General features: G+C 42.4%; 9 protein-coding genes and 1 pseudogene. 1 reads left to right on the top strand and 9 read right to left on the bottom strand.

What is annotated here, in order from left to right; all coding sequences use genetic code 11:
• Positions 1 to 150: 150 nt before the first annotated feature.
• From upp to ACHBGV_RS04935, 7 genes are all read right to left on the bottom strand, one after another.
• On the bottom strand, positions 151 to 780 hold the full coding sequence (gene upp / locus ACHBGV_RS04965; RefSeq protein ID WP_105110525.1) for a uracil phosphoribosyltransferase: 630 nt from the start codon (positions 778 to 780) through the stop codon (positions 151 to 153).
• A 112-nt stretch (positions 781 to 892) separates the two neighbouring features.
• Positions 893 to 2,500 carry an alpha-glucosidase gene (locus ACHBGV_RS04960; RefSeq protein WP_394735771.1) on the bottom strand — a complete coding sequence of 536 codons (1,608 nt, stop codon included), beginning with the start codon at positions 2,498 to 2,500 and terminating at the stop codon, positions 893 to 895.
• Between the two features lie 61 nt (positions 2,501 to 2,561).
• Complete coding sequence (gene gtfA, locus ACHBGV_RS04955; RefSeq protein ID WP_394735770.1) at positions 2,562 to 4,010, bottom strand: sucrose phosphorylase; 1,449 nt, start codon at positions 4,008 to 4,010, stop codon at positions 2,562 to 2,564.
• 72 nt (positions 4,011 to 4,082) lie between these two features.
• Positions 4,083 to 4,913: a carbohydrate ABC transporter permease gene (locus ACHBGV_RS04950; protein ID WP_105137219.1), complete on the bottom strand. Its 831-nt coding sequence runs from the start codon at positions 4,911 to 4,913 to the stop codon at positions 4,083 to 4,085.
• A gap of 12 nt (positions 4,914 to 4,925) precedes the next feature.
• Positions 4,926 to 5,798: a carbohydrate ABC transporter permease gene (locus ACHBGV_RS04945; protein WP_105110529.1), complete on the bottom strand. Its 873-nt coding sequence runs from the start codon at positions 5,796 to 5,798 to the stop codon at positions 4,926 to 4,928.
• 154 nt (positions 5,799 to 5,952) lie between these two features.
• Positions 5,953 to 7,185 carry an extracellular solute-binding protein gene (locus tag ACHBGV_RS04940; RefSeq protein WP_394735769.1) on the bottom strand — a complete coding sequence of 411 codons (1,233 nt, stop codon included), beginning with the start codon at positions 7,183 to 7,185 and terminating at the stop codon, positions 5,953 to 5,955.
• 12 nt (positions 7,186 to 7,197) lie between these two features.
• Complete coding sequence (locus tag ACHBGV_RS04935) at positions 7,198 to 9,366, bottom strand: alpha-galactosidase (protein WP_394735768.1); 2,169 nt, start codon at positions 9,364 to 9,366, stop codon at positions 7,198 to 7,200.
• A 111-nt stretch (positions 9,367 to 9,477) separates the two neighbouring features.
• Between ACHBGV_RS04935 and ACHBGV_RS04930 the strand changes: the two genes are divergently transcribed.
• Positions 9,478 to 10,314, top strand: a complete 837-nt coding sequence (locus ACHBGV_RS04930) for an AraC family transcriptional regulator (RefSeq protein ID WP_394735767.1) — start codon at positions 9,478 to 9,480, stop codon at positions 10,312 to 10,314.
• Positions 10,315 to 10,470: 156 nt separating this feature from the next.
• On the opposite strand, the pseudogene ACHBGV_RS04925 reads toward ACHBGV_RS04930, so the two are convergent.
• Positions 10,471 to 11,375: pseudogene (locus ACHBGV_RS04925) on the bottom strand (MalY/PatB family protein); the annotation flags it as partial.
• Between the two features lie 70 nt (positions 11,376 to 11,445).
• Positions 11,446 to 12,018: a sugar O-acetyltransferase gene (locus ACHBGV_RS04920; protein ID WP_394735766.1), complete on the bottom strand. Its 573-nt coding sequence runs from the start codon at positions 12,016 to 12,018 to the stop codon at positions 11,446 to 11,448.
• Positions 12,019 to 12,024 lie beyond the last annotated feature (6 nt).

Genomic DNA, 12,024 nt, shown 5'->3' with positions numbered 1-12,024 from the left:
ATACAAAAAGAGAGAACGAATTTCGTCCTCTCTAGGTGTTAGCTTTTCACCTACCCACTACAGTTGACAAAGAGCCAAGAAAGAGAGAACGAAGTTCGTCCTCTCTAGGTGTTAGCTTTTCATCTACCCACTACAGTTGACAAAGAGCCCTTATTTTGTACCGAAGAGGCGGTCACCTGCATCTCCCAGACCAGGGACGATATAGCCTTTTTCGTTGAGTTTTTCATCCAGGGCAGCTGTGTAGATGTCAATATCTGCATGAGCTTCTTGAAGAGCCTTTACACCTTCTGGAGCTGATACGAGGGCCACAAATTTGATATTGGATGCACCACGTTTTTTCAACGAATCAACAGCAAGAATAGCTGAACCACCTGTTGCAAGCATTGGGTCCACAACAAGGATGTGGCGTTGGTCGATATCCTCTGGTAATTTCACCAAATATTCAACGGGTTGGAGGGTCTCTTCATCACGGTACATACCGATGTGGCCAACTTTGGCTGCTGGTACTAGGCTGAGCAAGCCGTCCACCATACCAACACCGGCACGCAGGATTGGGACGATTGCCAATTTTTTACCTGCAATCTGCTTTTGAACCGTCTTTGTAATCGGTGTTTCGATTTCTACATCTTCCAATGGCAAGTCACGCAAGACTTCGTAGCCCATTAGCATGGCAATTTCATTAACCAGCTCACGGAAATCTTTTGTAGAAGTTGTCGTCCGACGAAGGATAGACAATTTGTGCTGGATAAGTGGGTGTGAAATAACTTGGAATTTCCCCATGATGATAAAACCTCTCTTTGATGTTTATTGCGGACATTAGAGACTGTGAAGTTTCATGTCACTATATTCTACCAAAATTTCAGGAAAAATGCTTGGAAATATAATAGGAATTTTACTTTTTATAGACTAGAGCTTCATAAGGTCGCAGTTGAGAGGTATCTTCTGATTCCGTTGAATAGTTGTGAAAAAGGATAGTTTCTCCTAATTGTTCTTCAAGACGGTATTCCTGAGCTTGATTGCTAAAGTTGACCAAGACCACAAACTCATCTACATCATCAAATTTACGATAAGCTAATACCAAGGGATTACCTGTATCTAAAGTCTCATAGTTCCCTTCTGCCATGCAGGGATAAAGCTTTCTCAAGGCAATCAATCGTTGGTAGGTATAGAAGAGAGAATTTTTATTTTCCAGGGCTTCTTCCACATTGATAGCTGTATAAGTTGGGCTAAAAGACAACCAGGGCTCGCCCTCGGTAAAACCTGCCCCAGCTTTGCCAGACCACTGCATCGGTCTGCGGGCATTGTCCCGTCCCTTAGCATTTATGGAAGCCAATAGTTCCTCTTCCGAATACCCCTGTTCTAAACGCTCTGCGTACATGCGACGCGTCTCGATGTCATCCGCTTCTTCAATACTTGAAATCGGTGTGTTGACCATGCCGATTTCTTCCCCTTGGTAAATGTAAGGCGTACCTGACATAAAATGCAGATAAATAGCTAGCATTTTTCCGCTTAGTTCCCTGAATTCAGGACTATCATCACCAAAGCGGGAAATAGCCCGTGGCAAATCATGGTTGTTCCAAAAAAGCGAGTTCCAACCTTTCCCAACTAATTCTGTCTGCCATTTTGATAAAACCTGATGTAACTTGGCAGGATCAAGCGGAGCTAAATCCCATTTTTCTTTGCCGGCTTGCTGGTCTAGACAAACGTGCTCAAATTGAAAAATCATCGAAAATTCATTACGGTCTGGGTGAGAATATAGCTGGGCACTCTCAGGGGTTGCACTCCAGGTTTCTCCCACGGTTACAAGGTCATAGGCACCAAATGTTTGCTGGTTTAGTTCTTGAATCAAGGGATGGAGAGTCGGACCGTCTGCTGTGATTAAGTTTTCAGGCTCTTTCCCAATCAAGTCAATCACATCCAGTCGAAAACCACCGACTCCCTTGTCAATCCAGAAGTTAATCATCTGCCAAATTTCTTCCTTGACGGCAGGATTCTTCCAGTTCAAGTCTGGTTGTTTGACCGAAAACTGATGCAAGTAATACTTGTCCAAATGTGGAACATATTCCCAAGCAGATCCTGAGAAAGTAGATGTTAATTCATTCGGCTCATCGGCCCATACATAGTAATCATAATAGGGATTTTCTGGACCTTTCAAGGCTTCTTGAAACCAAAAATGTTCGTCAGATGTATGGTTGAGGACCAAGTCCATCACAATCTTAATATTTCGCTTCTGCCCTTCTGCTATCAGCTCCTCCATGTCTTCCATAGTCCCAAATTCCGCCGCAATGGCTTGGTAATCACTGATATCATAGCCATTATCATCCATAGGAGACTGATAGACAGGACTGAGCCAGATAGCCTCTATCCCCAATGTTTGCAAATAATCTAAACGGCTGGTAATTCCTTTGATGTCTCCAATACCATCACCATTCGAATCCTGAAAACTCCTCGGATATACTTGATAAATAACCGACTTTTTCCACCAATTTGATTTTTCCATGTCTATTCCTTTCCAAAGGAAACAAAGGCTAGGAAAGCAATCCTAACCCTTCTTCCAAACTTTATAAGTTGATTTCGTGATGTTGTCCGTCAACTGTTTCAATGATTTCAAATGTTTTATCTTTCAGATTAGCTCTTAATTCTGCCACTGTATTGGCATCGGTATTTGTCCAGCTGATGTGAATGGTATTGGCATCTACCATATCGACAGCGAAATCTCCATCAAATGCTGCACTGGTATTGCGGAATTTGAGTAGATTGAACAAGGACTGCACAACTGGGCGTTGAACTTCTCGCTCAATTTCTTCCAAATCATAATAGTGACGGTTGATGTTGCGACCTTCTTTGGTTGATTCGAGCAATTCGATATCATTTTCTCCTGCCAACAAGCCAACGTAGTAAATCTGCGGAATACCTGGTGCAAAACATTGGAGCACACGTGCCAAGAGATAGGCTTTATCATCATTGCCTAGAGCTGAATAGTAGGTACAATTGATCTGGTAAATGTCCAGATTATTGTAAGCCTCTGTGCTATAAATCTTCTTGACATTTGCTCCTTGGGCATAGAGGGCTTCTCTTGTCGCCTCTGTTTCCTCATCTGTCAGCAAGTCCTTGACATCGACCACTCCGATACCATCGTGCGTGTCCAAGGTTGTAAATTGCTTGCGAGGGCAGATTTCCATCCAGTGAACAAGACGGTTGACATTGCCTGAATAAAGAGCATGAAGGACCAACATCGGTAGGGCAAAGTCATAGACATAGTAGTCTTGCTCGGCGATTTTTTGCTGAATGGTGTAATGCTCATGGATTTCTGGTAGAATTTCCACTCCTTTTGGTGCCAATAGCTGACGCGGAAAATGAAGCATGTCCCAAATATCTGGCTCAACGAAGAAACAGTTGGTTCCAATTTTCTTATTAGCGTAGGCAAAGGCATCCAAGCGAATAATGGAAGCTCCGTGGTCCGCCAGCTGTTCCAGATTTTCTTTGATAAAGCGACGAGTTGTTTCCGTTGTCACATCGAGGTCAATCTGTTGCTCATCAAAGGTACACCAAACTTTTTCCTCACTACCATCAGCAAACTTGGCAAGGCGATAGGGAGCACGTGGCTTCCGTTTATAAATCAGGTCTACATCTTCCTGAGTCGGCTCACCGTTTGGCCAAAAGTTCTTGTAGCGGATAAATAAATCTGCATAGACAGACTCATCTTTCTTTTCTAGGAAGTCTAGGAAATAAGGTGACTTGGCTGAAATATGGTTGATCATGAAATCAAACATGAGGTAGTAATCCTTACTGAGTGCCTCAATGTCGCTCCAATCTCCAAAAGCCTCATCAACCTTGGTATAGTCCATGGGTGCAAACCCGCGGTCACCCGATGATGGAAAGAAGGGAAGAATGTGGACACCACCGACCACATCTTTCAAAGGACCTTCCAAGACCTGCTTCAAGTCTTTCAGATTTTTTCCAAGACTGTCTGAATAGGTAATTAACATTGCTTGATTTTTTACTTTCATTTTGTTCTCCTTTTGAAAGCCTTTTCTTATTGTTTTTTGGCAAAAGGTTGAGTTGCCTCAACCTTTCGAATATTATTTAACAGATCCGCTGGTCATACCTGAAATGATATGCTTTTGGAAAACGAGATAAACCAGTAGGATTGGGATAATCCCAACTACATAGGACGCAAATGACGGTCCATAATCACTGAAATACATTCCCTGGTAATTATACTGGAAGAGGGGCAAGGTCCACATTTCTTGGTCGCGGTTGAGGACCAAGAGTGGCAAGAGAAAGTCATTCCAGACCCAGAGGGCATTGATGATCAAAATAGTAGCGTGCATGGGCTTCATCAATGGAAAAATAATTCTCCAGTACATTGTAAACTTATCACAACCATCAATTGCTGCCGCCTCGTCCATCTCTTCAGGAACAATTGTCTTGATATAACCAACATAGAGGAAGAGGGCCTGCGGCACTGCATAGGTCAAATAAAGAATAATCAACCCCAAAATATTGTTCAAACCGAGACTAGACATCAACTTGGTCATAGGAAGCATAATCACTTGGAAGGGAACAAAAATTCCGATAATCAAGAAAAAGTAGATAAAGTTGAAAGCTGTTTGCCGCTTCATTTGGCGGGCCACTGCAAAGGCTGCCATAGGTATAACCAAAACAATCAAGCCAACTGCGACAATGGTAATCAGGGCAGAATTCCCAAAATATTGAACAACTCCATCTTCAAACAAGCGACTATAGTTGTCTAGTGTGAAATTTTCAGGCAAGCCAAAGAAGTTTCCTGTGATTTCTTTGGTTGGCTTGAAGGAACTAATCACCGTCACCAGTAGCGGAATAAACATAAAGAGAATGCCGCTGAATAGAATGAGATATACCCACCAATTGCTTTGTTTGGTCTTATTCATAAACATACCTCCTTATACTTCAAATTTCTTAGAAATCCGCATCTGAATCAAGGAAATCACAATGATAAAGATGAAGAGAACAACTGCCAGAGCATTGGCATACGAGAACTTATTGTCAACAAAAGCGTAGTTATAAACCAGCAAACCCAGTGACTCTGTCTTACCATCTGGACCACCGCTAGTTAAAGCGAAAATGAGGTCAAAGGCTGTCAAGCCAGATTTCATCGCTAGGATAAAGACCATACTGATAGATGGTAAGAGGAAAGGCAATTCAATGTTGAAGAACTGCTGGGAGCGTGTCGCACCGTCGATAGCTGCTGCTTCCTTCACATCATCTGGAATACTTTGCAGACCAGATAGGAAAATGATAACCGGCATCGCCAGACCCTGCCAAAGAGCGACAAAGAGGACGGACGGAATAACAGTATTCTCTTGTACCAATAGGTTTTCCATTAACCAGTCGATTTGGAGAATTTCGCCAATCTGTGTAAAACCGTAGTTAAAAAGTTGAACAAAGATGAGACCCAAGGTTACCGTTGACAAAACTGCTGGGAAGAAATACCAGGTCCGGAAAAAGCCAACTGCTTTGATTTTCCGATTGAGCAGAGTTGCCAACCAAATACCAATCACAATCTCCCCAATGACTAGACCGATGGTAAAGATGATGGTAAAGGTGATACTGGTATAGAAGTCAGGGTCCTTCAAAATATCAATGTAGTTTTGAATCCCAATCACATCGTAACTACTGGATAAACCATTCCAGTCTGTTAAACTGTAGAACACCCCTGTTATCAAGGGATAGAAGAAAAAGATTAACTGAAGAGCGATTGGCAGAGCTACAAATAAGTAGGGCCAATATTTTGCAACAAATCCTTTTTGATTCATAAAGAACTCCTTTACTAAATTTATCAAGTATAGTTGTTTAATCTCAGTTCCAAAAAGAATTAGGGGACTCTCCTTCAAACTGAGGTTAAACAACTATAGGGGGGACAGGTTTGGGAAACCCAAACCCTAATCCCATAGTTGTTTTTCATGCTGATTATTTCATCGGATCAAAGAAGGCATTAAGTTTCTTAACAAGTTCTGCTGAATCTGGTTTTTTCACCATTTCAACAGTGATATTCCAAAACTCATCTTCTGAATCCCACTCACTTTGCAACCATACGACATGCTTGTCTGTGAAGGCATATTGTGTAACTCCAGCAGTTTCTTCAAACTTGCCTTCAGTGTCGACTCCTTCAACTGAGGTTGGTGATCCGTCCACGTCATAGTATTTCTGAATGACTGTTGGACGTGAGAGGTATTCTAAGAACTTCTTAGACTCTTCTGGATGCTCTGATTCAGCTGATACAGATAGGGCTAGGTCTGCCACACCGATCGTGTAATCACCACCTTTTTCATCTCCTGGGAAGGTAAACATGCCGTATTCAAATTCAGGCTCTTGCTGATTGATTGCTGTAGCAGCCCAAGTTCCTTGTGGCATCATGAGGGCTTCTCCTGCTGCAAATGAAGCAACCGCGTCGGCGTAAAGTGCTCCTGTGAAACCTTTTTGACCATTGTCAGTCAAGAGTTCTAAACGCTCCAAGACTTCCTTAGTTGTTGCATCATCTTGGATAGCACCCTTGGCACTGCGAATCAAAATATCCTCTGCACCGTCAAACCCACCTGCAACTGTTACCCAAGCTAATTGGTGGTAACCATTGAGCGACCAGGCATCATTTAGAGAAAGGGCAAATGGTGCCACACTGCCATCAGCCTTAACTTTGTCTACCAAAGCAACAAATTCTGCATAGGTAGTTGGTACTTCCAAACCAAGTTCTTCAAATTTATCTTTGTTGTAGTAGATACCATAGGCATTGGCAGTCAATGGAAGAGTGTAGTTTGTATCATTTACAAGATAAGGTGTTACTGCCCCATCTTTCAAATGACTAAGACCTGCATCATCACCAATTTCAAGGAAACGGCCATCTGCTGCATACTCTTTGAAATCTGCATTTTGAGGGTAGATATTGATAACATCTGGTGCTTCATCATTGGCCATCCGTGTTTTCAAAACAGTTCCTGCGTCTGGCACATTTGAAAACTTAACTTCAATATCTGGATTCTCTTTCTCAAAGTCATCAATAATTTCCTGCAAGGTTGCTTGCATTTCAGGCTTTTGCGAGAAAAATTCAATTTCTACCTTGTCACTGCTGCTAGAATTTCCGCAGGCTACAAGGAAGCTTGCAAAAGCACAAACCGACGCACATTTGAGAAATCTTCTCATTTTCATAATAAAATCCTCCTAGATTTTCTTAAATATATATTGTACACTAAAATAATCTTCTTGAACATGGGGCATGGTTAAGCCGATGTTCATGAGCTCATCTCCATAGAAACTTGTTTCCAACTGTGGACAGTAATAACAAGCTTCTGGGTCTAGCCCCTTCAATCTTACCTGCAACAGAGGAGCTTCTGGTTGAGCTAGTATTTTTACGAAAGTCAAAACAGCCTGACTCTTATCTGCATCAACATAGTTGGCTGCCCAGGTATTTGCCGTTTTTTTCAAACGATAGAGGTCACCAAACTGGACTGTTGAGCGAATCTGCTTAAAGGTTTCAACCTGTTCAGTAAGAGTTGCTAATTCTTCCGGTGACAGTTGGGTAACATCTAACTCGTAACCAAAGGCTCCGCCCATCATAGCCACATTTCCTCGGGTTTTCAAGGATGTAATTCGACCGACTTGATGGTTAGGAACTGCTGATACATGGGCACCCATTGAAGAGGTTGGGTAGAGCAAGGCCGTACCTTCCTGAATTGAGAGGCGTCCAATCGCGTCTGTATTGTCACTAGCCCAAGCCTGTGGCATATAGTAAAGCAGCCCCAAGTCATTTCGACCGCCACCTCCTGAACAGGATTCAAAGAGAATATCTGGGAAGCGACTGGTCAGAGTTTCTAATACTCGGTACAGCCCCAACATATAGCGATGATGGAATTCGTAAGAAACAGCATTGGCAAATTCTTGAGACATACTGGTGATATTGCGGTTCATATCCCACTTGACATAATCGATTTTGGCAGATTTCAGCACATCGGATACAGCTTGGATAATGTAGTCACAAACTTCTGGTTTGGACAAATCCAGTACCAACTGCTCTCGACTGTAAATTGGTGCGCGTCCATCAATATGAATAGCCCAATCTGGATGTTGCCTATAGAGGTCACTATCTATGGAAATCATCTCTGGCTCAAACCAAAGACCAAATTTCATCCCTAAGGCCCGAATCGAATCTGCTAGACCTGCTAAACCATTCGGAAGTTTGTCTGTGTTGACAATCCAATCTCCCAAGGAAGACTCGTCATTGTTCCGTTTTCCAAACCAGCCATCATCAAGCACAAATAACTCAATGCCTGCCTGACTGGCCAATCTGGCCATGGAAAGAATCTTCTCTTCTGTAAAATCAAAGTAGGTTCCTTCCCAGTTATTGATGAGAATCGGTCGTTCTTGATTGACAAATTGAGAACGAATCAAGTGTTTTTTGATGAAGTCATGACTATCCTGAGTCATACCTGTAAAACCTTTATCCGTAAAGGACAGGAGGACCTCAGGTGTCTGAAAACTTTCTCCGGAAGCCAAATTCCAGCTGAAGCTAGTATCATTGATTCCCATGCCCCAACGGACTGTTTCCAAAGCAGTTGTCTCCACAAAACCAGTGAAGTTTCCACTATAGACTAGTTGGGCGGTATAAACTTCGCCACTATCTTCTGTAGCAGTTGGAGCCGCCAAGGCTAAGAAAGGAGTCCGCGAGTGACTTGAAGCCCCTCGAATGCTTCCAATAGAGTAGGTACCACTCGTAATCGGCGTTTTCGTCCACTCTTTTTCATAAGCATAGCGACCTGTCAAACTATGGATGACAAAGTCCTTATGGGGCATATCCAAGGTGAAGGACAAGGCTTTTTCTAACTTAGAGGGATAGCGACCTGTTTGGATTCGAGCCGAGCGTGCAAGATAGTTACTTTCTTCGAAAGCCGCATACTGCAAGGTTACTGTTACATCTGCTAGAGAATCATAGAGGTCAATTTCTAAACTCTCCACTTCCTCTTCAGAAGCAAAGCTAGCTGGTAGACCTTCTATCGAGGGCTTACCTTGATAAATCCGGTGTTGCTTGTACTTCAAATCCAAAGCAATGCCGATTTCATTTCGCACATCAATAGAGGCTGTCCGAAAGTCTCCTAGACCATTACTGGAATATTCCAAGGACAAAGTATCCAGTGAGTAGGTCCGATTTCCAGTAATTGGACTGGGCGAGAAGGCTCTGTCTAAATATGTTATTTTGTTTCCATTGCTAAATTGTTGAATTTTCTTACCAAAATAACGATGAACCAGATCGCCTGTTTCTAGCACCTCTATCACGTAGGAAAATTCTCTTGTTTTCATGTGAAATAGGCCATGTTCTTCTATGTATTGAATCATACTGTCAGCTCCTATCTGTATTACATGAATTATTCTAACAAATGTAAGCGTTTTACAAAATAGGGTTTTGTTGTTAGAATATGGTATAATGTTTCCTAAGGAGAAGAGCTTATGAACATTCTAAATAGCTACAATGAACTAGACAGCCATAACTTTGACCTAAATATCGACCATTACGGTGCGGAACAATGTGATAAAAACTATTCTTTTGGCCCAACCATTCGAGATAATTATGTCCTCCATTTTATCACTGAGGGCAAGGGGAAAATTAGCATTCTCGGAGAAACGACTGAATTGGCTGCGGGCGACTTGTTTATCCTCCCTAAAAACAAGGCCATCTTCTACCAAGCAGATGGACAAGACCCTTGGACTTATATTTGGGTTGGTTTTAGCGGGTCAAAAGCTGAGTCAATTCTTGAACATAGTCGCTTATTGGAAAAATTTTATCTGCATTCCAGCCTCCAGTCCCCCATTTTACAAAAAATGATAGACATTACCAAAACAGACAAACACCCCTTACCAATGGTGGCAGAGCACATCCTGGTCGGCCATCTTCATCAATTACTTGCCTACCTTGTTGCAGAATTTCCCAATCAACAACTGAAAGAGGCCGGTACTCTTGCCAAAAGCTATGTTCACCATGCTATTAAGCTGATTCACAGTCACTACGCTCTACCGATTAAGGTGACAGAAATTGCAGATCAGCTCGCTCTAAGTCGAAGTTATCTCTATAAAATTTTCAAACAGGAAACTGGCTACGCCATCAAAGACTACATTCTTCAGGTAAAGATGAATCGAAGTTGCCAACTTTTAGAAACTCCTGAACGAACCATTACAGAGATTGCAAACTCCGTCGGTTATTATGATCCGTTAACCTTCAGTACAGCCTTTAAGAATTACTTTCACATGAGTCCTACTGACTATCGAAAACAACAAAAAAAGGAATAGCCTAGCTCTTCCTTTTTCTATTTTTATTGCTATATGGAAAATTGAAAAAAATTTTCATTCATGGACTAGACTAGTATTCACACCAATAATAATTCTGTTATTATTTGTTTGGCCAGAAAATGCTTGGTCTACATTGAATTTTTCAATATTTCTTAGTTACCCAAACACGTCCACCAGTCTCCGACAAGCTTCCTTGATGACAAATTGTGGTGTTGCTGCGTTCAATCGGAAATGCTTTTCCCCCTCTTTTCCAAAGGTCAATCCATCATTCAAATGCAGTTGAGCTTCTTCCAACAATTTCTCTGCTAGCTCTTGATGGCTGAGTTCATAGGCTGAAAAATCCAGCCAAATCAGGTAGGTTCCTTGTGGTTTAAGCACTTTGATATTCGTCTTTTTACTCAATTCTTCTTGGACCAACAAGATATTTTCTTCCAAAACTGGTTTTAAGGCGGCCAACCAAGGTTTTCCGTGTCGGTAGGCAACTTCCGTGGTAATCAAGCCTAGTCTAGGGATTTCATGTTGGTTATTGGCCAATTGTCTCTTGGTAAAAGCTTTACGCAACTGAGGATTTTCAATAATGGCAAAGCTGTTTTTTGTTCCCGCTATATTAAAAGTCTTGGTTGCAGAAGACAAAATGACCGAAAACTCCTTATGGTTAGGGGAAACCGTATTGAAGGAATGGTGCTCATGTCCAAAAAGGGTTAGGTCCTGATGGATTTCATCAGAGACTAAGATGCTCCATGCTTCTGACAGATAGCACCGAGCTCTTGTAGTTCCTGATGACTCCAAACTCTGCCACCTGGATTGTGGGGATTGCAGAAGATGTAGAGTTTGACACCCTCTTCAACAATCTTTTGCTCCAAAGCCTGAAAATCAAGTGTAAACTGGTCATTTTCTACACGAAGAGGCTGACTAATCAACCGTCAATGATTGAGTCGAATAGTACTGGCAAAAAGGGGATATACTGGAGTATTGATCATAATTGCATCCCCCTCAGCTGTAAAAGCTTGAACTGCGATGGATAGAGCCGGAACTACACCTTCTACTAAAACTAGAGCTTGCCAAAACCAGATAGAAATCATTTTTTCATTTTAGAAGAAGATCATCACTGTAGTTGAAAATACTTTTTATCTAGTCAATGGTCTTAATAACACGGGCCGGATTGCCAGCCAGTACGACATTGTCTCCGAAAGATTTGGTCACGACAGAACCCGCTCCGACCACGACGTTGTCACCCAAGGTCACGCCAGCCAAGATAATAGCACCCCCACCAATCCAGACATTATCGCCAATCTCAATCGGCGCTCCATATTCAGGTCCAGCAATGCGTTCCTCTGCCTTGAGCGGATGAAGGGCTGTGTAAAACTGAACATTTGGTCCCAACATAGCATTCTTTCCGATGGTCACAGGGCAAGTATCCAATACAGTCCAGTTGAAATTGGCATAAAAATCTTCTCCGACGTGGATATTGCAACCATAGTCCAAGGTCAGAGGTGCTTCGATGTAAATCCGCTCCCCCGTTGTTCCCAGCCACTGCTTGGCAATTTCTGTTCGTTTGGAGCTGTCCAACTCTGCAGCATTAAAGGCCTGGCGGTAAACTCTGGCCTGCTGCCGCAAGGCTACCAATTCACTATCTGCTGCATTGTACATCTGCCCCGCCAGCATCTTTTCTTTTTCTGTCTTTTCTTCTCTTTTATCGTTCATGCTAGA

It is taken from the genome of Streptococcus sp. A34 (assembly GCF_043674115.1).
Lineage (GTDB): Bacteria > Bacillota > Bacilli > Lactobacillales > Streptococcaceae > Streptococcus > Streptococcus suis_V.
Note: the sequence above shows the minus strand (reverse complement) of the source record. Positions and strands in the feature narration are given on the sequence as shown.